Raw genomic sequence first — 25,365 nt, 5'->3', positions numbered from 1 at the left:
GATTTAACATGGGCCTGTTCATAATTATGAATTACAGCGTCCAATCCAAACACGCCCAAACACTCCCAAGCACCCCCCAAGCGCCCCTCCCCATGAGCCAACCCATCGTCCGTCAAGCCCTCTACCTGGAAGTCGCGGATCGCCTGCGCGCCATGATTCACGCGCGTGCGTTGAGCAATGGCGAGTGGATCGACGAACTGCGGCTGGCCGGCGAAATGGGCATTTCCCGCACGCCCTTGCGGGAAGCGCTGAAGGTGCTGGCCACCGAAGGGCTGGTGCGGCTGGAGCCACGGCGCGGCTGCTTCGTCAACGAACTGTCCACGCAAGACCTGGAAGACATCTTTCCGCTGATGGCCATGCTGGAAGGGCGCTGCGCCTTCGAGGCCGCGCGCAAGGCCAGCGACGCGGAACTGGCGGCGCTTGAGCCGCTGCATGCCGAACTGGCCGGCCACGCGCGCGCCGGCCGTATCGACGCCTACTACCAAACTAATTACCTGATCCACGAAGCCGTGCAGGCGCTGGCCGGCAACCAATGGCTGTCGGACATGGTGGGCAACCTGCGCAAGGTGCTCAGCCTGTCGCGGCATCGCAGCCTGGCGCGCCCGGGGCGCATTCAGCAGTCCTGCGCCGAACACCTGGCCATTTTTGAAGCGCTGAAAGCGCACGACAGCGACGCCGCCCAGGCGCTGGCCCACACCCATCTGATGCGGCAGCTGGAAGCCCTGCGCGCATTGGCCAATGAAGACGCCGCCGACCCGGCTTTGATCGATCCCATCGTTATCCAGGAGCCCGCCCATGTCCGTACCCGCCAATCTCGCGCCCGCGCGGGGCGCTCGCACGCCTGAGCCTGACCCCGAACTGATCGATGCCGCCGCCGCGGCTGAAGGCGCCAGCCTGATGACGCGGCTGGGCAAGCTTTGGGAACGCGGGCGTTTGCCCAGCGAGTCCGAAGTGCGCCGCCTGTTTGAAGCGCGCCTGACCGACGTGGCCGCCAACAAGCTTGCGCGCCGCTGGTGCGAGCAATACAGCGCGGCCGACGGCAAGGACCGCCGGCTGATGCTGGCCGCGCTGGCGCAAGTGCGCGCCACCTTCTCGGCCGATGGCGGCGAGGGCACGCGCCTGTTCAAGCGCTTCAACGCCTTGCCGCATGGCTTGCGCTTCCTGGTGGACCTGCGTGCCGACATGCTGCGCTGGCGCAAGCAGGTGTCCGGCATTCAGGGGCTGGACAAGGAACTGGAAGGCTTGCTGTCGGCATGGTTTGACGTGGGCTTGCTGGAACTGCGCCCGCTGACCTGGGATTCGCCCGCCTCGCTGCTGGAAAAGCTGATCCTGTACGAAGCCGTGCACGAGATCACCTCGTGGGATGACCTGCGCCGCCGCGTGTCGCCCGACCGCCGCTGCTACGCCTATTTCCATCCGCAGATGCCGGGCGTGCCGCTGATCTTCGTGGAAGTGGCGTTTGCAGGCAACATGGCCGACAACGTGCAGGTGCTGCTGGACAGCACGCTGCCGCCGCAGGACCTGGACAAGGCACGCTGGGCCATCTTCTATTCCATTTCGAATACGCAGCCCGGCCTGAAGGGCATCAGCTTCGGTAACTTCCTGCTCAAGCGGGTGGTCGAGCAACTGCTGGAAGAACTGCCCAAGCTGAAGAACTTTGCCACGCTGTCGCCCATCCCCGGTTTTGCCGACTGGCTGGGCAAGCTGGACGCCGACGCGGTGGAGGCCATCGTGCGCGAAGACAAATCGCGCGCCAAGGACCGCAAGCGCGAAGGCGTGCCGGACGGGCAGCGCTGGGTGTCGCGCCTGGCCAAGGCCGCGCAGGGCCCGGCGTCCGACGTGGTCAAGCGCGCGGGCTTCCGCCTGGCCGCGACCTATCTGCAATCCATGAAAAACGGCTTGCCGCTGGACCCGGTGGCGCGCTTTCACCTGGGCAACGGAGCCCGCATTGAACGTTTGAACTGGGCCGCCGACACGTCGACCAAGGGGCTCAAGCAATCCTGCGCGCTGATGGTCAATTACCTGTACGACCTTGACGAACTGGACACCAACCTGGCGCGCCTGGGCGAAGGCAAGCCCCAGGTCAGCCGAGGGGTGGGGCGCGTGGCCTGATTGCCATTGCCCGGCGACGACAGCAAGACATATCAATAAAAAAGGGTAGGGGACATGACGCAAGACGTGACCGGCCGCGTGCGGCTGGAACGCGAAGGGGCCTTGGCCTGGGTGACGCTATCGCACCCAGGGCGCCTGAACGCGATAACGGTGGGCATGTGGGGCGAACTGCGCGACGTGTTCATGCGCGTGGCCGCCGACGACGCCTTGCGCTGCGTGATCGTGCGCGGCGAAGGCGGCAATTTCGCGGCCGGCGCGGACATCCGCGAATTTCCCGCCCAGCGCGCCGACATGGCGGGCGTGCAGCGCTATCACCGCGACATCCTGGCGCCGGCCCTGCAAGCGGTGGCCAATTGCCCGCATCCGGTGGTGGCGCAGATTGAAGGCGTGTGCGTGGGCGGCGGGCTGGAGATCGCCAGCCAGTGCGACCTGCGCATCGCGGGCGCGTCGGCCCGGTTCGGCGTGCCGATCAACCGCCTGGGCTTTCCCATGGCGCCCGATGAAATGCGCGGCCTGCTGGCCCTGGTCGGACGCGCGGCCACGCTGGCCATCCTGCTGGAAGGCCGCGTGTTCGGCGCCGACGAGGCCCACGGCCTTGGCTTGCTGACTCGCATCGTGCCGGATGAGCAGGTTGCCGACGCCGCGCGCCGCAGCGCCGAACGCATCTGCCAGGGCGCGCCGTTGGCCGCCCGCATCAATAAGCGCCTGTCGGCCAGGCTTGCCCAAGGCGGCGCCTTGACCGAAGACGAATATCAAGATTATTTCTCCTATGCCGAAAGCCGGGACCACCAGGAAGGCGTGCGCGCATTCCTGGCCGGCGTAGATCCATCCTTTTCCGGAGACTGACCAAGGTGAGCAACGCCAATCTATATGCTGTCCTGCAAGGCGGCTTTCCCAAAGACCGCAGCAAAGTCGCGCTGGAAACGCCCGACCTTGAATACACCTGGGATGACATCGACCGCGCCACTGCGTGCCTGGCCAACCTGCTGACGTCGCTGAACCTGCCCGACGGGTCGCGCGTGGCGGTGCAAGTGGAGAAGTCGCCGGAAGCGCTGTTGCTGTATCTGGCCACCTTGCGCGCCGGCCTGGTGTACCTGCCGCTGAACACGGCCTACCGCGAAGCCGAGATCGAATACTTCCTGGGCAACGCCGAGCCGGCCGTCGTGGTCTGCGCCAGCAAGAACCAAGACTGGGTGCAGCGCGCCGCCGACAAGGCCGGCTGCGCGCACGTCTACACGCTGGACGAAGACCGCACGGGCACGCTGCTGGACGCCGCGGGCAGCCTGCCGCAAACGTTCAAGACCGTGGAGCGCAAGCCGGAAGACCTGGCCGCCATTCTGTACACGTCGGGCACCACCGGCCGCAGCAAGGGCGCGATGCTCTCGCACGGCAACCTTGCCGCCAATGCGCAGGTGCTGCACGAATACTGGGGCTGGCGCGAAGACGACGTGCTGCTGCACATGCTGCCCATCTTCCACGTGCACGGCTTGTTCGTGGCCTCGCACGGGGCCTTGCTGGCGGGCGCCAAAATGATCTGGCTGCCCAAGCTGGACGCCGATCAGGCATTGCGCTATCTGCCGCAAAGCACGGTGATGATGGGTGTGCCCACTTACTACGTACGCCTGTTGGCCGACCCGCGCTTTGACCGCGCCGTGTGCGCCAACATGCGCTTGTTCATCTCGGGGTCGGCGCCGCTGCTGGCCGAGACTTTCTCGGACTTCAAGACGCGCAGCGGCCACGCCATTCTGGAACGCTACGGCATGAGCGAGACCGTCATGCTGACGTCCAACCCTTACGACGCCAAGCTGGGCGAACGCCTGGCCGGCACCGTCGGCCGCGCGCTGCCGGGTGTGCAAGTGCGGGTGGTGGACGACGCGGGCGTAGCGCTTGCGCCGGGCGAGATCGGCAACGTGCAGGTGCGCGGGCCCAACGTGTTTTCGGGCTACTGGCGCATGCCGGAAAAGACGCGCGAGGAATTCACCGAAGACGGCTGGTTCAAGACGGGCGACGTCGGCCGCTGGGGCGGTGAATCCGCTGGCCGTGACGCGCCGTCCGATTACCTGTCCATCGTGGGCCGCAGCAAAGACCTGATCATCTCGGGCGGCTTCAACGTCTATCCCAAGGAAATCGAAACGCTGATCGACGACATGCCCGGCGTGGCCGAATCGGCCGTCATCGGCGTGCCGCATCCGGACTTCGGCGAAGCCGTCGTCGCGGTGGTGGTGCCCAAGGAAGGCGTGTCGCTGGACGCGGACGCGATGCAGCGCGAACTGAAGTCGCGCATTGCGAACTTCAAGGTGCCCAAGCGCGTGCACATCATCGACCAACTGCCGCGCAACACCATGGGCAAGGTGCAAAAGAACGTGCTGCGCGAAACCTATCAGGCGCTGTGACGCCAACCATCAGTGCCGGCCTTCAGGGGCCGGCATTTTTTTCTTCAAAGGAGGCGATGCCGACCCCATCCCCGCTATGCAGTCCTGGCAGCTTCATTCAATAAAAAATTCAAGAGACGAGACGCAGACAACCGCGCCGTCCCCGTGATGCAGCAAGAGGAGACATTATGAAAGTTCGCAAGATCGCCACGGCCGTATTCGCCGTGGCAGCCCTGGGTTTCGGCGGCTCGGCCGCCGCGCAATGGCCAGAGCGCGCCATCACCTTGATTGTTCCGTTCCCCGCTGGCGGCGGCACGGACACCTTCGCCCGCCCGCTGGCTCAGCAACTGACCATGCAACTGGGCCAGACAGTCGTCATCGACAACAAGGGCGGCGCGGGTGGCACGGTGGGCGCCGGTGTGGCGGCCAAGGCCAAACCCGACGGGTACACCTTCTTCATGGGCGGCGCGCACCATGCGCTGGCTCCCTCGCTCTACAAAAACCTCAGCTACAACATCCAGAAGGATTTCGTGCCCGTGGCGCTGGTGGCGCAGCCGCCGCAAGTGGTGGTGATCAACCCCGGCAAGCTGCCGGTCAAGACGCTGCAGGAATTCATCGACTATGCCAAGAAGCATCCCGGCGAAATCAACTACGGCACGGCAGGCAAGGGCAGCACGCACCATCTGGCGGGCGAGCTGTTCGCCATGCAGACAGGCATCAAGTTAGTCGACGTGCCGTATCAGGGGGCCGGACCTATGCTGTCGGCGCTGATCGGCGGACAGGTGGACATGGCGTTCGATGGCCTGGGCTCGTCGGCCGGCCACATCCGCGCGGGGGCGATCAAGCCTCTTGCCGTGGCCGCCACCGAGCGGTCGGCTTCCTTGCCCGACGTGCCCACTGCTGCCCAGGCGGGCGTGCCCAATTACGTGGTGTCCACGTGGTACGCCATCTGGGCGCCGGCCGGCACGCCGCAAGCGGCGGTCGACAAGATGGCGTCTGAAATCACCAAGGCGCTGAACACGCCGAAGTTGAAGGAAACCTGGGCCGGAAACGGGTCGGCGGTGCCCAACATGACGGGCCCCGCCTTCGGCAAGTTCGTCGACAGCGAAGTGGCTCGCTGGGCCAAAGTGGTGAAGGATTCCGGCGTGACGCTGGATTGACGGGGGGGCGCCGCTACGTTGCCACTAGCGGCGCTTGGCCCTCGTCAGCGCCACTCGCTGGCCTGGCTCAGCTTGGCCAACTGGTCGTGCGTCAGCGTCAGGCTGGCGGCCTTGACCAGTTCGTCAAGCTGCGCCAGGGACGTTGCGCTGACGATCGGCGAGGTGATGCCGGGCTGCGCGATCTGCCAGGCCAGCGCGGCCTGCGCAGGCGTGCAGCCGGCGTCTTCCGAGACCTCGTCCAGCGCCTTCAGGATGCGCATGCCGCGCTCGTTCAGATAGGTGTCCACGATCTTCTGGCCACGCGCGCTTTTGCCGGCATCCGCCGCGCTGCGGTACTTGCCGCTAAGAAAGCCGCTGGCCAGCGCGTAGTAGTTGATCGTGCCCATCTGCTGCGTCTTCACCAGGCTTTGCAGGCCGGATTCGAAGGCAGAGCGGTTGTACAGGTTGTATTCGGGCTGGATGCTTTCGTAGCGCGGGAGATCGTGGCGTTCGGCCGCGATCAGGGCTTCGGACAGGCGCACCGCCGTGTAGTTCGACGCGCCAATGGCGCGCACCTTGCCCGCTTCAATGTGCTTGGCGTATTCGGCCAGCGTGTCGGTGAGCGGCGTGTCCTGGTCGTCCTTGTGCGACTGGTAGAGATCCACGTAATCAGTTTGCAGCCGAGCCAGCGAGGCCTCCAGCGCACGCCGGATGTACGCGGGCGACAAGCCCACCGCGTCGGGGCCCATTTCCATGCCGACCTTGGTGGCGATCATCACGCGGTCGCGCTTGCCCGAGCGCTTGAGCCATTTGCCGATCAAGGTTTCGGATTCGCCGCCCTGGTTGCCGGGAGCCCAGCGCGAATACACGTCGGCGGTGTCGATGAAATTCAGACCCGCGTCCACCATGGCGTCAAGCAGGGAGAAGGCGCCGGCTTCGTCGACGGTCCAGCCGAAGACGTTGCCGCCGAAGGTAAGCGGGGGAACTTGCAGGCCGGAACGGCCCAGCGCGCGTTTGATCATGGTGAGGCCTTTGGATGCGTCTGACGGGTTGCCCCGGGCTGCTGCATGAAGCGCGGGCAGCAAGAGCCCGGGTGGCGATATTTAGTATATTGGCGCCGCGCGCCCTGGCTTGGGGCATGCCTGATTGGCATGCACCATTTCAGGGATTCCCCGCAAATTCTTTTGTCTGGCGGCAAGTTAGACTATACGGCTTTACGGCTGACCGACCGGCGGGAAGCCGCCGGCGCAGTTGTAGTAATGAACAAAAACCAAGGGTTCAAGGAGCTTAGTATGCTGATCGGAAAAAAACATTTTCTGACGGTTGGCGCCATGGCGCTGGCAATGGCTATCGCCGCGCCGGTGTCCGCGCAGCAAAAATCGGTGGCGGTGACCGCCATCGTCGAGCATCCGGCGCTGGACGCCGTGCGTGACGGGGTGCAAGACGCCCTCAAGCAAGCCGGTTTTGAATCCGGCAAGAACCTGAAGTGGCAGTACCAAAGCGCGCAGGGCAACAACGGCACCGCCGCGCAAATTGCCCGCAAGTTCGTGGGTGACCGCCCGGACGCCATCGTCGCCATCGCCACGCCCTCGGCCCAGGCTGTCGTGGCCGCCACCAAGGACGTGCCGGTGGTGTATTCCGCCGTGACCGACCCCGTGGCCGCCCAACTGGTCAAGAGCATGGACGCCACGGGCACCAACGTGACCGGCGTGTCGGACATGTTGGCGCTGGAAAAGCAGGTTGAACTGATCAAGAAAATCGTGCCCAACGCCAAGCGCGTGGGCATCGTCTACAACCCGGGCGAAGCCAACTCGGTCGTGGTGGTGAAGAAGCTGCAGGAAATCCTGCCCAAGTCGGGCATGAGCCTGGTGGAAGCCGCCGCCCCGCGTTCGGTTGACGTGGCCTCGGCCGCGCGCAGCCTGATCGGCAAGGTCGACGTCATCTACACCAACACCGACAACAACGTCGTATCGGCCTATGAATCGCTGGTCAAGGTGGGTAACGACGCCAAGATCCCGCTGATCGCCTCCGACACCGACAGCGTCAAGCGCGGCGGTATCGCGGCGCTGGGCATCAACTACCACGACCTGGGCATGCAGACCGGCAAGGTGGTGGTGCGCATCCTCAAGGGCGAAAAGCCCGGCGCCATTCCGTCGGAAGTCATCTCCAAGCTTGAGCTCTACGTGAACCCGGGCGCCGCCGCCAAGCAGGGCGTGACGCTGTCCGACGACGTGATCAAGTCGGCCGCGGTGGTCGTGAAGTAAAGCGATTCCGGCCAGACCCCGCCACGCTCAAGCGGCGTGCGCGGGGTTTTTGTTATTTTTTTTTGGGGCGCGCGGCGGCCCCGTCCCCGACGAACCGAGAAACGTTTGTTGCGAAAGCTCGGGTAAAACTGATGCCGGAACGCAAGAAATCCGACGTTTCAAGTCTTTAATATGCACCATCCTTACCCTGATTGGATTTAACCCATGTCATTGTTCTCGTTGTTAGGCGCGTTGGAGATCGGGCTGATCTTCAGCCTGGTGGCCTTGGGCGTGTTTATCTCCTTTCGCCTGTTGCGCTTTCCCGACCTGACCGTTGACGGCAGCTTTCCGCTGGGCGGCGCCGTCTGTGCCACGCTGATCGCGTCGGGCACCGACCCGTTTACCGCCACGGTCGTCGCCACCATCGCCGGCGCGGCGGCGGGGCTGGTGACGGGCTGGCTGAACGTGAAGCTGAAGATCATGGACCTGTTGGCCAGCATCCTGATGATGATCGCGCTGTACTCGATCAACCTGCGCATCATGGGCAAGCCCAACGTGCCGCTGATCACCGAACCCACCGTGTTCACCATCTTGCAGCCGGGCTGGATTTCCGACTACGTCGCTCGCCCGCTGATCCTGATGGTGATCGTGATCCTGGTGAAGCTGGCGCTGGACTGGTTCTTCGCCACGCAAAGCGGCCTGGCGCTGCGCGCCACCGGCTCCAACGGCCGCATGGCTCGCGCACAGGGTGTCAACACCGGCCGCATGATCCTGGGCGGCATGGCGCTGTCCAACGCACTGGTGGCGCTGGCCGGCGCGCTGTTCGCGCAGACCCAGGGCGGCTCGGATATTTCGATGGGCATCGGCACCATCGTGATCGGCCTGGCCGCGGTGATCGTCGGCGAAAGCATCCTGCCGTCGCGCAAGCTGGTGTTGGCGACGCTGGCCGTGATCATCGGCGCCATCGTCTACCGCTTCTTCATCGCGCTGGCGTTGAATAGCGATTTCATCGGCCTGAAGGCGCAAGACCTGAACCTCGTTACGGCGGTACTGGTCACGATTGCCCTGGTCATCCCCATGCTCAAGCGCCGTCTCGTCGGCAAGAAGGGGCGCTGATATGTTGTCCGCCAAAGATCTGAAAATTACCTTCAACGCGGGTACGCCCATCGAAACCCGCGCCTTGCGCGGCCTGTCGCTGGACATTCCCTCTGGCCAGTTCGTGACCGTCATCGGCTCCAACGGCGCCGGCAAGTCCACGTTCCTGAACGCGGTGTCGGGCGACCTGCCGATTGATTCCGGCACGATCGACATCAACGGCGTGGACGTGACGCGCCAGCCCGTCTGGGCGCGCGCCGGCCGGGTGGCCCGCGTGTTCCAGGACCCCATGGCGGGTACCTGCGAAGACCTGACCATTGAAGAAAATATGGCGCTGGCGCAGATGCGCGGCGTGCGCCGTGGCTACAGCCGCGCGGTCAAGGCGTCGATGAAGGACGGTTTTCGCGAACGCCTGGCTACGTTGGGCTTGGGGCTGGAGAACCGGCTGACTGACCGTATTGGGTTGTTGTCCGGCGGCCAGCGTCAGGCGGTCAGCCTGCTGATGGCGGCCTTGCAGCCGTCACGGATTTTGCTGCTGGACGAGCACACCGCGGCGTTGGATCCGCGCACCGCGGATTTCGTGCTGCAACTGACGGCGCGAATCGTGGCCGAAAACCAGTTGACGACCATGATGGTGACCCACAGCATGCGCCAGGCGCTGGACGTGGGCGACCGCACGGTGATGCTGCATCAGGGGCAGGTGGTGCTGGACGTCTCCGGCGACGAGCGCCGCGGCATGGACGTGCCGGATTTGCTGGCGATGTTCGAGCGTGTGCGCGGGGAAAAGCTGTCGGATGATGCGTTGTTGTTGGGGTAGGACGGCGGCGTGAGATGGGTGGCGCGTTGGGGCAGCACGAGACGGGTTGCGCGTCGTGGCAGCGTGTGATGGGTTGCGCGCGTTGGGGCGGCGGGGATACGTTGCCTTTCAGCGCGCGCTTCACCCATCCTACGATTGCGTCGTGTACCTCGTAGGATGGGTGAAGCGCGCGATGTCTGCCGCAAGAAACACATCCTGGATTGCGCGCAACCCATCATCGCCCCTGCACCCGCGTCGCACCCCATCCATCGCCGCTCCCCACCGACCCTAAATAAACCGCCCCGGCCGAAACGCATGGTGGCGCGACGCATCCCCCTCGTCGAACATCAACTCACCCAATATCTTCGCCGTGCCCGGCGCGGTGCTGAAACCGATGTGCTGGTGGCCCAGCGCCAGCCATAACCCCGGGTGCTTCGGCGCCTGCCCGATCATCGGCCGGCTGTCGGGCAGGGTGGGGCGTCGGCCCAGCCATGCGCTGGGATCCAACCGCTCACCCAACGGAAACGCTTCACGCGCCCGCGCTTCCGCCAGGTCCAACTGCGTGTTGCGTGGCGCGGCGTCGCAGGCGTCCAACTCCACACCCGTCGACAATCGCAGGCCGCGCGCCATGGGCGACAACACATAACCGCCGCCCGTGTCGTACACCGGCCGCGTGACGCTTGCCCCACCTTCGCCTCGGTAATGCATGTGATAGCCGCGTTCGAACGCCATGGGAAGCTCGATGCCCGTGGTCTTCAACATCGCCTTCGACCACGGCCCCAACGCCACCACCAATTGGTCCGCCGACACCGATTCCGATGCCTGCTCGCCATGCACCGTCCATCCCTGGCCATCGCGGCGAATGCGGGCGGCCTGCAAGCGCCGGAACGTGCCGCCCTTTGCGCGGAACAGGTCGGCATAGGCCGCGACCACCGCGTGCGGATCGTCAACCGAATACGAACCCTGGATCCACAGCGCCCGGTGAAAGATCGGCGACAACGCCGGTTCCAGTTCGGCCAATTCGGCGGCGCTCAAGGTTTGCGTGGGCACCTGATACTGCGCAAACGTGTTGCGCGCCAACGCGCTGCCATTCCACGCCGCCTCGCTGCGGTACAAAAACACCCAGCCCGTGTCCCGCAAGCGATGGCGTGCTCCGGCCTCGTCCAGCAGTTTCAAATGCTCAGGGGCGGACAGCCGGATCAGGCCGTCCAGCGCCTTCACGGTTTCCTTGAATGCCGACGGCCGCGCGTTCAACAAAAAGCGCGTCGCCCAGCCCAGGTTCCTGGCCAGATACGACGCGCGATAGCGGAACTGCACGCTGTCGTTCTTCATCAGCCGGGGCAGTTGCCCCCACAAACCGGGGTGATTGAACGGCATCAGTGAACTGCGCGCCAGCACGCCCGCGTTGCCCAATGACGTTTCCATGCCGGGCGCCTGGCGGTCGACGAGCGTGACCCGCGCGCCCCGGCGCAATAGCTCCAGCGCGCAACATACGCCCACAATGCCCGCGCCCAAGACGATGACGTGCTTACCCATGTGTTCCTGTTCCTGTACCTGTAGCTGTACCTGTTCCTTTACCTAGCGCGGCTTGTCCCAAAATCCGGCCCGCCGCCACCACGCCCCACCACGACGCTTCCTCGAAGACGGAATAGCCCGACAAGTCCGCATGCGCGAACAGTATCGGGCCGTCCACCTCGCGCAGGGCGGCAAGCCCGGCGTTGGATAAATACCCGCACAGCGGCGAAGCCATGGCATGACCGCGCACGGTGATGTCGAGCCGGCGCGCGTGGCGCCAGAACTCCTTGCCATAGGCGGCAAGCAGGTCGGCGGCGGCTTCGTCGCGCAGGTCTTGCGGGCTGGCGGTGGCCAGCCATTGCCGCGCGGCGCTGGGTGTCTGCCCGCTTAGCGCGTGATAAGCGGTGAACGCGGTGCGCGGCGACCGCGTCACGCGCAGCAGTTGGTGCGTGGACACCACATAGCCAAGCGCCCGGCCCAGGTAGACCACGTTGTCCCAGGACAGCGGTTCGCCGGGGGCCTCGATGGGATAGCCGTCCAGCACGAAGTTGGACACCAGCCAGGGCGCATGCGACGAGGCATGTACGGCAGGGTCATACCCATAGGCGCGGATGTCGGGCAGGATGCGTTGGGCCACGAACAGCGGCATGGCGCAGACGGTGCGCCGGCTTTGCAGCGTATAGGCGCGCGGCGTGTCGTCCCCTGTTAGGCAAGTCGTCAGGGGGCCGGCGGGCGTGTCGGCCACGCGCACCGCCGTGCCAGCCATCAGCCAGCGGGTGTGCCCCAGCTTTGCGTCGATGGATTGGCGCATGCGCTCGGCCAGCACCGACAGGCCGCCTGGCCAGGTCAGCACCGCGCCTTCGCCGGCATTCGCGGCATGGCCGTCGCGGCTGGCGAAATAGTGCAGGCCCGCCCAGGCCGAAACCACGTCGTAGTTCGCGCCGTAGTCGTCGCGGCAGCAGTAGTTCAGATACCAGTGCAAGGCGGGCGACGTGTAGCCTTCGCGGTCCAGCCATTGCTTGAAGGTGATGGTGTCCAGCGCCCGCCACGCGGGGTCTTCCGACGACAGCACCAGCGGAATGCAAAAGACCTTGCGACCGTCGTTGCCCACTTGGGTGTGCAGGCGGTTGATCAGCGCCAGGAAGCGATGGTGTTGTGCCACGTCCGCATCGGGCACGCCCGTCATGGGCAGCAGGCTGTCTTCCCAATGGCCGTTGCGCAGCAGGCGTTCTTGCGGCGAATGCACCAGGATGGATTCGTCGTAGTACGGGCGGATGTCGCCCGCGCCACGTTCGATGATGCCGAAGTCGTCCAGCATCTCGCGCACGTGGGTGGACGCGATCGAGGGCAGCGGCAGGTAATGCGCGCCCAGCGGATAGTGCAGTTCGTCGCGCTGCCCGCCCGCCGCGTTGCCGGCGAATTCGGGCCCTTGCACCACGACGAAATCGGTGAACCCTTCGCGCGCCAGCTTCCAGGCGCAGGACAGGCCCGCCACCCCCGCGCCCAAGATCACCACCTGATGCCGATAGCTGACCGTGGGCGCGGGCAGCGCGGCGCCGTCGCGCAGCGCGTGCCCGGCCTGCATGCCGGGATAGGACACGTCGGCCGTGGTCTCGACGATGCGCGACCGGGCGTACCCTGCCGCGCCCGCCACCGCCGCCGTGGCCGCGCCCAGAAGGAAGCTGCGGCGGCGCATCAGCGGATGACCTTGCGCCAGTCCTCGTCGAAATAGCGCACAAGCGACTGCTCATTCAAGCGGTTGGGCGGCATCGCCAGCGCCGGCATGTCGGCGGGAAAGTGGAAGAGTTCGCGCGTGGTGACGGCATCCAGATAGCGCGTGGGCACGGTGATCTTTTCAGGCGGTGTGTAGTCGCGCCGCTTGCTGGCCAGGATGAAGCCCCAATCACCGAACGACGGCACATAGGTGTGGTACGGCCAGGTGTTCAGCCCGGCTTCCTTCAGCGTGGCGTCCACGCTCCAGAACGATCGCGGCGCGAAGTAGGGCGACGTGGACTGGATCACCATGTAGCCGTTTTCCGCCAGGTGGCGCGCCATCAGGTGATAGACGGGCACCGAGTACAGGCGGCCCAGGCCGAAATTGGACGGGTCGGGAAAATCCACCACGATGAAGTCGTAGACCTCGGCGTGCGTTTCCAACCAGCGGCCGGCGTCGTCGTTGATCACGGTGACGCGCGGGTCTTTCAGCGAACCCTGGTTCAATTCTACGAGCGGCTCGGAACGCGAAAACAGCCCCGTCATGGCCGGGTCCAGGTCCACCAGCGTGATGTGTTCGATGTTCTTGTATTTGAGGATTTCGCGCACCGCCAGCCCGTCGCCGCCGCCCAGCACCAGCACGTTGCGCGCCCAGGGCAGCGTCTGCAAGCCCGGATGCACCAACGATTCGTGATACCGATGTTCGTCGCGCGACGAGAATTGCAGATTGTTGTTGATGTACAGGCGCAGGTCGTCGTGCCAGCGCGTTACCACCAGGCGCTGGTAGGGCGTGGTTTCGGCATGCACCACGTCGTCGCCATACAGGCCTTTTTCGGCCCAGGTCGTCATGGCGGTGGAATAGAAGAAGCCCAGCCCCAGGAAGCCGATCACCACGCAGGCGCGCAACGCCTTTTCACCAGGGCGGCGTACTTCAGCGCGAAACAGCCAGGTGGTCCACAAGGCCACGCTGGCGTTCAGGATGCCGAACAGGAAACTGGTACGCAGCAGCCCCAGCTTGGGCGCGAGCAGCAGCGGGAAGATCAGCGACACGGCCAGCGCGCCCAGATAGTCAAAGGTCAGCACGCGGCTGACGATTTCCCGGAACTCGGCCTTGCGCTGGTTGAACACCCGCATCACCAGCGGGATCTCCATGCCCACCATCAAGCCGATCACGAAAACGCCCACATACAACGCCGCGCGAAAGGGCGCGGACAGCCAGGCGAACACCAGGAACAGCACCGCCGCCGAGACCCCGCCCAACAGGGCTACGAGCAGCTCAACGTCGATGAACCGATTCAAAACGTCTTCGTCTCTTACATATTTTGACAACCACGAGCCGATGCCCATGGCGAACAAATAGCAGCCGATGACGGACGAGAACTGAAGGATGGAATCGCCCAGTAAATAGCTGGCCAGCGCGCTGCTGATGAGCTCATAGCCCAAACCGCAGGAAGCAACGATCAATACCGATAGGATGAGAACGCGGTCGCGCATGAGGTGTCCGGGGCGAAAAATGCGTTCGCAGTATATCGAACGCCGCGTATATACTGCGCGCAATTAGGAGGGTGGCAATGGGAGAAGCGATGCATCCGGCGGTGACCTATCTGATCTATATCGTCTCGGCGCTTGTCATGCTGGGCGTCTTCACCGCGGTCTATACCGCCGTGACCCGCTACAAGGAATTCGACCTGATCCGCGAAGGCAACATCGCCGCCGTGCTGTCGTATGGCGGCGCGCTGGTGGGCTTCAGCTTCACCCTGTGCTCAAGCATTGCCGTGCATGCCAGCTTCGTGATGTTCCTGGTGTGGGGCCTGGCCGCCATGCTGGTGCAGATCGTTGTGTACGTGGTGGTCAACAAGGCCGTCCAGGGCATGAACGAGGCCATCGAACAAAACAACATCGCCATGGGCGGCCTGATCGGTTCGATCTCGCTGGCCGCCGGCATCGTGAATGCGGCCTGCCTGACCTGAAGGCGGGCGCCATCGAATCCGATCTGACACGGGAGAGCTTTTCATGAGTCTCGGTTCCTTTATTCGCAAGCAGTTCATCGACATCCTGCAATGGAACGAGGATCGCGACGGCGTGCTCGCCTGGCGCCATCCGATGCAGGACTTTGAAATCCAGTACGGCGCCAGCCTGACCGTGCGCGAATCGCAGATGGCGGTGTTCGTGAACGAAGGCAAGGTGGCCGATGTGTTCGGCCCCGGCATGTACAAGCTGACCACGCAGACGCTGCCGATCCTGACCTACCTGAAGAACTGGGACAAGCTGTTCGAGTCGCCCTTCAAGTCGGACGTGATCTTCTTCAGCACGCGGCTGCAACTGGGCCGGCGCTGGGGCACGGCGCAACCCGTGACCTTGCGCGACAGCGAATTCGGCATGGTGCGGCTGCGCGCGTTCGGCGTGTACTCGTACCAGATTGCCGACCCGGCCAAGTTCTATCGCGAAATCAGCGGCACGCGCGACGAATACACGGTGGACGACCTGGAAGCGCAATTGCGCAACATGGTGGTGGCCGCCATGACCACGGCGCTGGGCGGGTCCAAGGTGCCGTTCCTGGACATCGCGGGCAACCAGGGGCTGATGTCGCAAAGCATCAGCGAACAACTGGCGCCGGTGTTCGACCGCTATGGCGTCAAGCTGGACAACTTCACGGTTGAAAACGTGTCGTTGCCCGAAGAGCTGCAAAAGGCGCTGGACACGCGGATTTCGATGGGCATGGCGGGCGACCTGGGCAAGTTCACGCAGTACCAGACGGCCACGGCGATTCCCCTGGCCGCGCAGAACGAAGGCGGTATCGCCGGCGTGGGCGCAGGCCTGGCGGCGGGCGCGGCGCTGGGGCAGACCATGGCGGCAGGCTTGGGCGTGGGGCAAGCCCAGCCCCAAGCTCAACCCCAGCAACCCGCGGCGCCGGCGCAACCCGACCCGGTCGCGCGCTTGCAGCAGTTGAAAGACCTGCTGGATAAAGGCCTGATCACCGCCGCCGATTACGACACGGCCAAGGCGGAAGTGCTGAAGAAACTGACCAGCTAAGGCCCCATGCAGCAGGTTCTGTGTCCGCAGTGCGGCGCCCCGGTCAAGTTCACCTCTACCGCCTCGGTCATGGCGGTCTGCGGGGCATGCCGCAGCACCTTGTTGAAAGATGCCGAGTCGGTCAAGCGCATCGGCGAAATGGCCGACGTGCTGGAAGACTATTCGCCGCTGTGCCTGGGCGCGGCGGGCAGCGTCGACGGCAAGCGCTTCGATGTGATCGGCCGCATTCAACTGCGCTATGACGACGGCTTCTGGAACGAGTGGTACGTCTGGTTCGAAGACGGCGCCGACGGCTGGCTGTCGGACGCTTCGGGCCAGTACGCGGTCACGCGGCGGCGCAAGGTCAAGGCCACGCAAGGGCTGCCGGCCTTTGCCGACATCGCGCCGGGCGACGAGCTCAAGCTGGACGGGCAGCGCTTCGTGGCGTCGGACGTGCGTCGCGCGCAGGCCGGCGGCGCGCAAGGCGAACTGCCCTTTGTGCTTGGGGATGGCTGGGAAGCCAAGGTGACGGATTTCCGCAGTGTGGACGCCTTCCTCACGCTGGATTTTTCCGACGGCCCCGAACCCGAGCTCTACATCGGCAAGGCCTTCGACCTGTCCGCCATGCAGGCGGCATCGTTGCGCAGCAACGAGCAGGTCGAAGAGACGGCGGGCCGTTTTCGCGGCCAGATCAAGGCGCTGGACTGCCCCAACTGCGGCGCGCCGATCAGCTTTGTGGCGGCCATGGCCACCCATGTGGTGTGCCCGTCCTGCGCGGCCGCGGTCGATTGTTCCGGTCCCACCGCCGAAGTCATCGCGAAGGCGCGCAAGCTCAAGGCAATTTCCACCACCTTGTCGCTGGGCGCGGTGGCCAAGATCAGCGGCGTCAGCTATACGCTGATCGGCCTGATGAAATGCGCCGATCCCGACCCCGACGAGCCCTCCGACTGGATCGAATACCTGTTGTTCAATCCGGCCAAGGGCTTCATCTGGCTGGTGGAAACCGACGAAGGCTGGGAGCGCGTGCAAGTCTGCGACACCTGGCCCAGCCAGAACAACGCCAGCAGCGTGCGCTGGCGCTCAAAGCTGTACCAGAAGCTGTATGACTACACCTCGCGGGTCGAGATGCCGCTGGGCGCGTTCAACTGGCGCGTGAAGGCGGGCGACACCACGAAGATCACCGACTACAAGGCCGGCACGCTGAAGCTGACGCGCGAACTGAGCGAGTCCGAGCTGGGCTGGTCGGCATCGGCGCCGGTGGCGCCGGCGCAACTGGCGGAATGGTTCGGCAACCCCGAGCTGGCCAAGCAGAAGTCCCTGCCGCTGGGCGGCAAGCCGGGCGGATACAGCAAATGGGCCTGGATTGCGACGATCGGCATGGTGTTCCTGAATTTCGGCAACATCCTGAACGGCCGCTTCGTGCCGATCCTGATCGGGCTGGCGTTCTTGTGGTTCCCCGCCAAGCTGGCGGATAAGCTTTCCGGAAAGGACGAGTAGAACGATGGGCAAGTTCCTGTATGGCATCTATGCCTTGGTGGTGGTGATGGCGGCCACGGGCGCCAGTTCGCCGGGCGTGAGCATGAGCGGGGGCAGCCGCAGCAGTAGCAGCAGCAGTTGGGGCAGCTCGTCGGGTGGGTCGGGCTGGTCGTCGGGCGGGTCGCACAAGTGACGGTGCACGCCACGCCCGGCCGTCATGTGCTGGCGGATTTTCGCGGTGTAGCCGCCGACCTTCTGCGCGACGCCAAGGTGCTTGAAACGCAATTGGTCGCGGCAGCGCGGGCCGCGGGCGCAAATGTGCTGAGCGCGCATTTCCATCACTTCGGCGAGGGCGCCGGCGTGACCGGCGTGGTCATGCTGAGCGAATCCCATATCAGCATCCATTCCTGGCCCGAGCATCGCTTCGCGGCCTTGGACATCTTCATGTGCGGGGCGGCCCAGCCCGAGCTGGCGCTGGCCAGCCTGCAAGCGGCGCTGGCGCCGGAAACGCTGCGCGTCACAACCGTCGAGCGCGGCTGAACGCGATTTTTTCCTTTAAGCCTTAATCCTTGATCGAACGCAGGCCGCGCCTGCGCGCCAAATTGACGGTCGTTATATACCGCTATATATTTCGATACCGAACTCGCAATTTCCAAGGAAAACCATGTCTTGCAAACGTGCGCTGCCCGCGCTGGCCCTGGCGCTTTCCGCCTTCTGGATGCCTGGCGCGCAGGCCGCCGACCTGGTCGTATCCGCCGCGGCCAGCCTGACCAACGCCTTCAAGGACGTGGCGCAGGCCTACGAAAAGGAACATCCGGACACCAAGGTCGTGCTGAACTTCGGCGCGTCCGACGTCTTGCTGCAGCAGATCTTGAAGGGCGCGCCAGCGGATGTGTTTGCCTCGGCCGACCAGAAGGCGATGGACAAGGCGGTTGAAGAACAGGCCGTGAAACGGGCATCGCGCGTGGACTTCGCGGCGAACCAGGTCGTGTTGATCGTGCCGGCCGACAGCAAGGCCAACATCACGTCGCTGAAAGACCTGACCCGCGATGACATCAAGCGCGTGGCCTATGGCAACCCGGCGTCGGTGCCGGTGGGGCGCTACACGCAGGGCGCGCTGGAAGCGGCGGGCTTGTGGGACGCCGTGCAAGCCAAGGGCGTGCTGGCGCAAAACGTGCGCCAAAGCCTGGCCTACGTATCGCGCGGCGAGGTCGACGCCGGTTTCGTGTTTGCCACCGACGCCGCCGTCATGCCCGAGCAGGTCAAGGTGGCGGTGCGCGTGCCCTCGCAAACGCCCGTGACCTATCCGATAGCCGTCACGGCACGCCAGGCGGCGGCGCCGGAAGCCGAACGTTTCGTGGCCTATGTGCGGTCGCCCGCAGGCCAGGCCATCCTGGCGCGGTATGGCTTCCAGCAACCTTGATGTCCATGTGATGGGCGGGTATCGATGACGGATACGGTCTGGGTGCCGCTGCTGCTGTCGCTGAAAGTGGCCGGCTGGGCAACGCTGTTGGCCACCGTGGCCGGCACCGCCGCGGCCTATGGCCTGTCGCGCTGGCGCTGGCCGGGCCGTGATCTGCTGGACGCCATCCTGACGCTGCCGCTGGTGCTGCCGCCTACCGTGCTGGGCTATTACCTGCTGGTATTGCTGGGCCGGCGCGGCATCATCGGCGAAACGCTGGCGAAGTGGAACATTGAACTGGTTTTCACGTGGCAGGGCGCGGTGATCGCCGCCGCCATCGTGGCATTTCCGCTGGTGTTCAAGTCAGCGCGCGCCGCATTTGAAAACGTGGACGCCCAGTTGGAAAACGCGGCGCGCGTGCTGGGCGTGAGCGAAGTCGGCGTGTTCTTCCGCGTGACGCTGCCCTTGGCCGCCCGTGGCATCGTGGCGGGCGTGTTGCTGGCCTTTGCCCGCGCGCTGGGCGAATTCGGCGCCACGCTGATGATCGCCGGCAGCCTGCCGGGCCGCACGCAGACGCTGTCGGTCGCCATCTACGAAGCCGTGCAGGCGGGCGACGACCGCACCGCCAATCTGCTGGTGCTGGTCACGTCGATGACCTGCGTGGTGGTCTTGGTGGCGGCGGGCAAGCTGCTGCCCGTGGGCGCCAGCCGGCGCGATGGGGGCGGGCGATGAGCATCAACATCCAGATCGCCCGACGCATGGTGTCGGGCGACCGGCACTTTCAACTAGATGCGGCGTTTACCTCGTCGTCCAAGCGCATCGCCCTGTTCGGGCCATCCGGCGCGGGCAAGAGCCTGACCTTGCGCGCCGTGGCGGGGCTGCTGCGCCCGGACGCCGGACGCATCGAGATCAACGGCCGGGTGCTGTTTGATTCCCAAGCCGGCATCTGCCTGCCCGCGCAGGCGCGGCGCGTGGCGTATCTGTTTCAGGACTACGCCTTGTTTCCGCATTTGACGGTGGCGCAGAACATCGCCTTCGGATTGCGCCGGGGTTGGCGCAATCCGCCCCGGCGCGAGGTGGGGCCCGAGGCCAGGCGCTGGGTCGATGCCTTTGAACTGGGCGCCATCGTGGGCAGCTATCCCGGCGAAATATCCGGCGGCCAGAAGCAGCGCGTGGCGCTGGCGCGGGCCTTGATGCTGCAACCCGACATCCTCTTGCTGGACGAGCCGTTCTCGGCGCTGGATTCGCACCTGCGCGGCCGGATGCGCCAGGAACTGAGTGCCTTGCAGCGGCAGCTTGACGTGCCGATGCTGCTGATCACGCATGATCCGGCGGACGTGGACGCCCTGGCCGACGAGGTCTTTGAAGTGCGCGACGGCAAGGTCGGCCGCCGCCGCGATGACGTGGGGGTTTGATCCCGAGCGTCGATCCCAAGCGCTGATCCCAAGCGCTGATCCCAAGCATTAAGCCCGCGCCTGTGGCCTCGGCAGGCGTCTGCGCCTAGTCCAGCACGCCCAGGATCACGCTGGATGCCTTGAAGATGGCCACGGCCGGCGCGCCCACTTCCAGCCCCAGTTCCCGCGCGCTGTCATTGGTGACGATGGCCGCAAGCGTGGCGCCGCCTTCCATGCCGATCAGGATCTCGCTGTTGACCGCGCCCGGCCGGATGGCCGAGATATGCCCCAGCAACTGGTTGCGCGCCGACAGCCGCAAGCCCGGACCTGGCGCGCCGATGATGACGGCCGACGCCTTGACCAGCGCAATCGCCTCCTTGCCGGGCTGCAAGCCCAGTTCCGCCGTGCTGTCGCGGGTGATGGTGGCGGTGATGAGATGGCCGCCCGCGATGCGAAGCTGGATTTCGTCATTGACGGCACCCGTGCGGATCTCGGTCACGGTGCCCAAAAATTTATTGCGTGCGCTGGTTTTCAGCATGAAGCGTCTCATCAGGTCGATGTCGCCGCTGGCGTCCAGCCCCGCGTGCGTCAGCTTGTCCATGAATTTCTGGTGTTCAGACTCCAGGGCGCGGAAGGTCACGATCAGGCGGCGCGCGCGGTCGGTCAGTTGCGTGCCTCCGCCGCCCTTGCCGCCCGCCACCCTCAGCACCAGCGGTTCGCCCGCCAGGTTGTTCATGGCGTCGATGGCGTCCCAGGCGCCCTTGTAGCTCATGCCCACGGCACGCGCGGCGGCCGTGATGGAGCCGGTGGCGTCAATCTGCGCCAGCAGGTCTATGCGATTTTTTCCGCCCCAGGTCTGGGCGCCGGAACGAAACCAGATCGAGCCGTCGAGTTCCAACATGATGGTCAGCATCAGGGTCAAAAAGCCAGCCCCGAGTGTAATGGACGGGCAGGGCGCGGCGAGGCGCGATCCGGGGGGGGCGCCGGCACGGGATGCGAATGAGTTTCTGTTGAAACTTCACGGGCTTCGCGGCACTATGTCGTGGCCCTGTGCTCTCGGAGACATCCACATGAAAGCGATCAAAGCGGTGAAATGGTTGACGGCGGGTTCCATGACGGCATTGCTCGCGGCTTGCGCCTCGGGGCCTACCATCAAGGGCGACTACGACCATCAGGCCAATTTTGCGCAGTACCGAACCTTCGGATTCATGACACCGCTGGGCACCGACAAGGCCGGCTACAGCACCTTGCTCACCGAGCGCCTGAAGGACGCCACGCGCGGCCAGATGGAAATGCGCGGTTATAGCTACAGCGCCACCAATCCCGATCTGCTGGTGAACTTCGGCGCCAAGCTCCAGCAAAAAACGCAGGTCACGCCCGCCGCGCCGCCCATGGGGCCGTACTACGGCTACCGCTCGGGCTTTTACGGCGGCTGGCCCGGCTACGGCTGGGGCGACGACGTCTACCAATACACCGAGGGCACGCTGAACATCGACCTGGTCGACGCGCGCCGCAAGCAACTGGTGTGGGAAGGCGTGGCCGTGGGCGAAGTGCAGAACCCCGATAGCGCCAACACGCCGCAAAACGTGGACAAGGCCGTGGCCCAGATCTTCGCCAAGTATCCGTTCCGCGCCGGCGTGGCCGCGCCGCAACTGCCGGACAAAAGCAAACCCTGACCCGAGGTAGCCGCATGACCACTCGCCGCAAGGCTTTGTCCAAAGACACCGGCAATACGCCGTCCTACGACACCGTCGCCCTCGTGCTGCAAGGCGGAGGCGCGTTGGGGTCCTATCAGGCGGGGGTCTACCAGGGCCTGCACGAGGCCGGCATCCGGCCCAACTGGGTGTCGGGCATTTCCATCGGATCGATCAACGCGGCCATCATCGCGGGCTCTCGCGAAGATGAGCGGGTTGATCGCTTGCGCGGCTTCTGGGAAAGCATCTGTCGGCCCGCGGGTTTTGCGTCGGTGCCGTGGGGCGATACGCTGGCGGGCATGTTTGAAGGCATTCCTTTCGGCTTTGGCTCGCCGGCCATGAACGGCCAGGTGTCCGCGTTCCAGGCTTTGTTTTCGGGGCAGCCGGGCTTCTTCAAGCCGCGCTTTCCGCCGCCTTACCTGGCCAAGGGCCGGGGCGCGGCCTCGACCAGCTTCTACGACACCACGCCGCTTGCCGCCACCCTGCGCCAGTTCGTGGATTTTGACCTGCTCAACAGCGGCGAAGTCCGCGCCAGCTTCGGCGTGGTGAACGTGCAGTCGGGCAACTTCGCGTATTTCGACAGTCTGAAAGACACGTTGCGCCCCGAACACATCATGGCGTCGGGCGCCTTGCCACCGGGCTTTCCGTCCGTGGAGATCGACGGCGAACACTATTGGGACGGGGGCGTGGTGTCCAACACGCCGCTGGCGCAAGTGCTGACCACCGAAAACATGCGCGACACGCTGGCCTTCCAGGTTGACCTCTGGCCCGCGCGCGGCGGCCTGCCCACGACTTTGGAAGAGGTGGCCGAGCGCCAGAAAGACATCCAGTATTCCAGCCGCACACGCCTGGTCACCGACCAGTTGCGCCGCGTGCTGAAGCTGCGCCACGGTTTGCAGCGCCTGCTTGAACGCCTGCCCGAGGCTGATCGCAACGCGCCCGACCTGGCCGATATCCGAAAGCTGTCGCACACGCCGGCCACCAACATCATCAACCTGATCTACGAATCCAAGCACCGGGAGCGCTATTCCAAGGACTATGAATTCGGTACCGAGGCTATGCGCGAACACTGGGAGTCCGGCTTGTCCGACATCCGCCAGACGCTTGCCAAGCCCGGCATTCTGGCCCGCCCCACGCAGGACAGTTGCTTTGTCACGCACGACATCCATCGCAACGGCACGCGCAATTAGTCAGGGTTTCATAGGACTGGTCTGATATTCGGCCTCATAGCGCGTCGAACCTGCGTCATAAGGCCGTAAGGCCGGTAGTCTTCAAGGACAAACAGCAACCTTGTTCCGGGATCCGGCCGCCGCCACTGTTGACGAGGGCCGTCCTGGTGGAGACTCGCCATGAACGCGCTTGACGTTTTTACCCGCCTGGCATCGCAGCCGCCGGACGCTTCCGCCTTACCCCAGACCGCCGCGCCCCTGCCGTTGGCGAATGACCGCCTTGATGGCTGGTGGAGCCTGCTATACCGGGGCTGGACGCTTCTGGCGCCCAGCGGCGTGCGCATCGACCTCACTGAAATCGAACGCGCTTGCTTCATCTGCCTGTTGCGCAACCCCAACCGTCAATTGTTGCGTGAAGAACTGATGACGCTGCGCGCAAGCACCAACCTGCGCACCCTGAATGTGGCTATCTGCCGACTGCGCAGCAAAGTATTGCAGACAGGTATTCGCTTGCCGCTGCATACTGTGCATGGCATGGGCTATGTGTTCCTGGGCAATCTGAGAGAGCTTTCGGACCTTTGAGGCGCTTACCGGTTTGTCTCCTAATGCAGCGCCATGCATCGTTTAAGCGGCCGAAAAATACGTAATTTCCCCAATAACTGAGTTACATTATTGGGCTGTTTACGTGTCGTGGCTGATGTTTAGGCTTGGTTTGATAGCGCCTGACCGAGGTTGATCGCGGGAGGTCGTGTTTGACCGTCATGGTTGACGCGGGCGCGCTTGATGATTCGTCAGCCTGATTCTGCCGATCGATGCGTAATGATTGATGCGATTAACTGAAGCGGTTCACTACGCTTACGCGGGGGTTTCAATGCGGTTTTTGCCTAAACGTGTTTCAGGTCTGGCTGTTTCCGGTGGCATCCTCGCGCTGCTGTTGGCGGGATGCGGAGAAGAGCCGCATATGAACCCGGGCATGCCTCAGGTCAGCGTCATTACCGTTCAGCCTGAGCGCGCGCCCATCGTTTCTGAACTGCCTGGCCGCGTGGATGCCGTGCGCGATGCGCAAATCCGCGCGCGCGTGACCGGCATCGTGCAGAAGATCACCTTCGAGCAAGGTGGCGACGTCAAGGAAAACCAACTGCTGTTCAAGATCGATCCGGCGCCCTACAAAGCCGCCTACGATCAGGCCACGGCGCAACTGAAGCAGGCGCAGGCGAACCTGTTCAGCGCCAAGCTGCTGGCCGACCGCTACGCCCCGCCGCTGGTGAAGGCCAACGCGGTCAGCAAGCAGGAATACGACAACGCCGTGGCCTCGTTCCGGCAGGCCGACGCCACCGTCGCCGCCGCGAAGGCCGCGCAAGACAACGCCGCCATCAACCTGGGCTATACCGACGTCACCTCGCCCATCACGGGCCGCATCGGCAAGCCGCTGGTCACCGAAGGCGCGCTGGTGGAATCCACCTCGGCCACGCAGATGGCCACCGTGCAGCAACTTGACCCGATCTACGTGGACTTCACCCAGTCCACCGCTGAACTGGCCTCGTTGCGCCGCGCGTTTGCCAGCGGCAAGCTGCAGCAAGTGGGCAAGGACACCGCCCGCGCCATGGTCGTGCTGGAAGACGGCTCGGAATACGAGCACCCCGGCAAGCTGCTGTTCACCGGCATTACCGTGGATCCGTCCACGGGCCAGGTGAACCTGCGTGCCGAAGTGCCCAACCCCGATGGCATCTTGCTGCCCGGCATGTATGTGCGGGTGCGCCTGGAGCAGGGCGTGGACGACAAGGCGCTGATGGTGCCGCAGCAGGCGCTGCAACGCACCGCCGACGGTTCGCAAAGCCTGATGCTGGTCAAGGACAACAAGATTCAACAGTTGCCCGTCACCACCGGCGGCGCGCTGGGCAGCAACTGGTTGATCACCAGCGGCCTGAATGCCGGCGACGTGGTCGTGGTGGAAGGCTTCCAGAAGATCCGTCCGGGCGCGCCCGTGCAGGTCAGCCAATGGACCAAGAACGGCGCGGCGCCTAAACCAGGTCAACCCGCAGGCCAACCCGCGGCCCAATCCGGTGCACAACCCGGCGCACAGCCCAGCCCCCAGCCTGGCGGCCAGCCCGCCGCGCCGGTTGATCCGTCCAAGCCTGCCGAGCCCGCTCAGCAGGACAAGGCCGCAGGCCAGAAATCGTAAGCGGCACGCGGCGTCACAAGCGCCGCGTTCCTCTTTGGTGAGCATCGCTTT

At 64.8% G+C, this 25,365-nt stretch carries 25 protein-coding genes; 20 read left to right on the top strand and 5 right to left on the bottom strand.

Annotation, left to right across the window (positions count from 1 at the left end):
* The first annotated feature begins 92 nt into the window (after positions 1-92).
* The 5 genes from CVS48_RS23390 (at position 93) to CVS48_RS23370 (ending at position 5,644) form a co-directional block, all read left to right on the top strand.
* Complete coding sequence (locus CVS48_RS23390) at positions 93-845, top strand: GntR family transcriptional regulator (RefSeq protein WP_100856526.1); 753 nt, start codon at positions 93-95, stop codon at positions 843-845.
* Positions 796-2,112, top strand: a complete 1,317-nt coding sequence (locus CVS48_RS23385) for a malonyl-CoA decarboxylase domain-containing protein (protein ID WP_167401046.1) — start codon at positions 796-798, stop codon at positions 2,110-2,112. Before CVS48_RS23390 ends, CVS48_RS23385 begins: the two co-directional genes overlap by 50 nt.
* A gap of 54 nt (positions 2,113-2,166) precedes the next feature.
* Positions 2,167-2,958, top strand: coding sequence for an enoyl-CoA hydratase/isomerase family protein (locus CVS48_RS23380; RefSeq protein ID WP_100856525.1), 792 nt, complete (start codon positions 2,167-2,169; stop codon positions 2,956-2,958).
* A 5-nt stretch (positions 2,959-2,963) separates the two neighbouring features.
* The gene (locus tag CVS48_RS23375) at positions 2,964-4,505 is read left to right on the top strand and encodes a malonate--CoA ligase (RefSeq protein WP_100856524.1); all 1,542 of its coding nucleotides are present in this window, start codon (positions 2,964-2,966) and stop codon (positions 4,503-4,505) included.
* Positions 4,506-4,672: 167 nt separating this feature from the next.
* Positions 4,673-5,644 carry a Bug family tripartite tricarboxylate transporter substrate binding protein gene (locus CVS48_RS23370; protein WP_100856523.1) on the top strand — a complete coding sequence of 324 codons (972 nt, stop codon included), beginning with the start codon at positions 4,673-4,675 and terminating at the stop codon, positions 5,642-5,644.
* Positions 5,645-5,688: 44 nt separating this feature from the next.
* Here the strand turns inward: CVS48_RS23370 and CVS48_RS23365 are convergent, their stop codons facing one another.
* Complete coding sequence (locus CVS48_RS23365) at positions 5,689-6,645, bottom strand: aldo/keto reductase (protein WP_100856522.1); 957 nt, start codon at positions 6,643-6,645, stop codon at positions 5,689-5,691.
* Positions 6,646-6,915: 270 nt separating this feature from the next.
* On the opposite strand from CVS48_RS23365, the gene CVS48_RS23360 reads away from it, so the two are divergent.
* From CVS48_RS23360 to CVS48_RS23350, 3 genes are all read left to right on the top strand, one after another.
* The gene (locus CVS48_RS23360) at positions 6,916-7,887 is read left to right on the top strand and encodes an ABC transporter substrate-binding protein (RefSeq protein ID WP_100856521.1); all 972 of its coding nucleotides are present in this window, start codon (positions 6,916-6,918) and stop codon (positions 7,885-7,887) included.
* 204 nt (positions 7,888-8,091) lie between these two features.
* Complete coding sequence (locus tag CVS48_RS23355) at positions 8,092-8,982, top strand: ABC transporter permease (RefSeq protein WP_100856520.1); 891 nt, start codon at positions 8,092-8,094, stop codon at positions 8,980-8,982.
* Between the two features lies 1 nt (position 8,983).
* On the top strand, positions 8,984-9,778 hold the full coding sequence (locus CVS48_RS23350; RefSeq protein ID WP_100856519.1) for an ABC transporter ATP-binding protein: 795 nt from the start codon (positions 8,984-8,986) through the stop codon (positions 9,776-9,778).
* A gap of 267 nt (positions 9,779-10,045) precedes the next feature.
* Here CVS48_RS23350 and CVS48_RS23345 read toward each other — a convergent pair whose 3' ends face one another.
* From CVS48_RS23345 to CVS48_RS23335, 3 genes are read right to left on the bottom strand one after another with little or no spacing between them, the layout of a single operon-like run.
* Positions 10,046-11,293 carry an NAD(P)/FAD-dependent oxidoreductase gene (locus tag CVS48_RS23345; RefSeq protein ID WP_100856518.1) on the bottom strand — a complete coding sequence of 416 codons (1,248 nt, stop codon included), beginning with the start codon at positions 11,291-11,293 and terminating at the stop codon, positions 10,046-10,048.
* A complete protein-coding gene (locus CVS48_RS23340) occupies positions 11,286-12,968 on the bottom strand; it encodes an NAD(P)-binding protein (RefSeq protein WP_100856517.1) in 1,683 nt (560 codons plus the stop codon). Before CVS48_RS23340 ends, CVS48_RS23345 begins: the two co-directional genes overlap by 8 nt.
* Positions 12,968-14,479 (bottom strand): polyamine aminopropyltransferase, encoded by a 1,512-nt coding sequence (locus tag CVS48_RS23335; RefSeq protein WP_100856516.1) that lies wholly within the window; start codon positions 14,477-14,479, stop codon positions 12,968-12,970. Before CVS48_RS23335 ends, CVS48_RS23340 begins: the two co-directional genes overlap by 1 nt.
* A gap of 89 nt (positions 14,480-14,568) precedes the next feature.
* Here CVS48_RS23335 and CVS48_RS23330 point away from each other — a divergent pair, with 89 nt between their 5' ends.
* The 8 genes from CVS48_RS23330 to CVS48_RS23300 all read left to right on the top strand — a co-directional run bounded on the left by CVS48_RS23330 (position 14,569) and on the right by CVS48_RS23300 (position 20,290).
* Complete coding sequence (locus CVS48_RS23330; RefSeq protein WP_100857823.1) at positions 14,569-14,955, top strand: DUF350 domain-containing protein; 387 nt, start codon at positions 14,569-14,571, stop codon at positions 14,953-14,955.
* 43 nt (positions 14,956-14,998) lie between these two features.
* On the top strand, positions 14,999-16,018 hold the full coding sequence (locus tag CVS48_RS23325; protein ID WP_100856515.1) for an SPFH domain-containing protein: 1,020 nt from the start codon (positions 14,999-15,001) through the stop codon (positions 16,016-16,018).
* Between the two features lie 6 nt (positions 16,019-16,024).
* On the top strand, positions 16,025-17,494 hold the full coding sequence (locus tag CVS48_RS23320) for a DUF4178 domain-containing protein (RefSeq protein ID WP_100856514.1): 1,470 nt from the start codon (positions 16,025-16,027) through the stop codon (positions 17,492-17,494).
* 4 nt (positions 17,495-17,498) lie between these two features.
* A complete protein-coding gene (locus tag CVS48_RS29420) occupies positions 17,499-17,666 on the top strand; it encodes a hypothetical protein (protein WP_167401045.1) in 168 nt (55 codons plus the stop codon).
* The gene (gene speD / locus CVS48_RS23315; RefSeq protein ID WP_100856513.1) at positions 17,663-18,013 is read left to right on the top strand and encodes an adenosylmethionine decarboxylase; all 351 of its coding nucleotides are present in this window, start codon (positions 17,663-17,665) and stop codon (positions 18,011-18,013) included. Before CVS48_RS29420 ends, speD begins: the two co-directional genes overlap by 4 nt.
* Positions 18,014-18,137: 124 nt before the next feature.
* The gene (modA, locus tag CVS48_RS23310) at positions 18,138-18,896 is read left to right on the top strand and encodes a molybdate ABC transporter substrate-binding protein (protein ID WP_100856512.1); all 759 of its coding nucleotides are present in this window, start codon (positions 18,138-18,140) and stop codon (positions 18,894-18,896) included.
* A 24-nt stretch (positions 18,897-18,920) separates the two neighbouring features.
* Complete coding sequence (gene modB / locus CVS48_RS23305; RefSeq protein WP_100856511.1) at positions 18,921-19,607, top strand: molybdate ABC transporter permease subunit; 687 nt, start codon at positions 18,921-18,923, stop codon at positions 19,605-19,607.
* Positions 19,604-20,290, top strand: a complete 687-nt coding sequence (locus CVS48_RS23300; protein ID WP_100856510.1) for an ATP-binding cassette domain-containing protein — start codon at positions 19,604-19,606, stop codon at positions 20,288-20,290. Before modB ends, CVS48_RS23300 begins: the two co-directional genes overlap by 4 nt.
* An 85-nt stretch (positions 20,291-20,375) precedes the next feature.
* Here CVS48_RS23300 and CVS48_RS23295 read toward each other — a convergent pair whose 3' ends face one another.
* Positions 20,376-21,170 carry a TOBE domain-containing protein gene (locus CVS48_RS23295; protein ID WP_100857821.1) on the bottom strand — a complete coding sequence of 265 codons (795 nt, stop codon included), beginning with the start codon at positions 21,168-21,170 and terminating at the stop codon, positions 20,376-20,378.
* Positions 21,171-21,348: 178 nt separating this feature from the next.
* Between CVS48_RS23295 and CVS48_RS23290 the strand changes: the two genes are divergently transcribed.
* The 4 genes from CVS48_RS23290 (at position 21,349) to CVS48_RS23275 (ending at position 25,314) form a co-directional block, all read left to right on the top strand.
* Positions 21,349-21,945, top strand: coding sequence for a DUF4136 domain-containing protein (locus CVS48_RS23290; RefSeq protein ID WP_419191468.1), 597 nt, complete (start codon positions 21,349-21,351; stop codon positions 21,943-21,945).
* Between the two features lie 14 nt (positions 21,946-21,959).
* Positions 21,960-23,153: a DUF3734 domain-containing protein gene (locus CVS48_RS23285; RefSeq protein WP_100856509.1), complete on the top strand. Its 1,194-nt coding sequence runs from the start codon at positions 21,960-21,962 to the stop codon at positions 23,151-23,153.
* Positions 23,154-23,312: 159 nt separating this feature from the next.
* Positions 23,313-23,714, top strand: a complete 402-nt coding sequence (locus tag CVS48_RS23280) for a helix-turn-helix domain-containing protein (protein WP_100856508.1) — start codon at positions 23,313-23,315, stop codon at positions 23,712-23,714.
* 289 nt (positions 23,715-24,003) lie between these two features.
* Positions 24,004-25,314 (top strand): efflux RND transporter periplasmic adaptor subunit, encoded by a 1,311-nt coding sequence (locus CVS48_RS23275; protein WP_100856507.1) that lies wholly within the window; start codon positions 24,004-24,006, stop codon positions 25,312-25,314.
* The last annotated feature ends 51 nt before the right edge of the window (positions 25,315-25,365 follow it).

Source organism: Achromobacter spanius, assembly GCF_002812705.1.
GTDB classification, from domain to species: domain Bacteria; phylum Pseudomonadota; class Gammaproteobacteria; order Burkholderiales; family Burkholderiaceae_B; genus Achromobacter; species Achromobacter spanius.
Note: the sequence above shows the minus strand (reverse complement) of the source record. Positions and strands in the feature narration are given on the sequence as shown.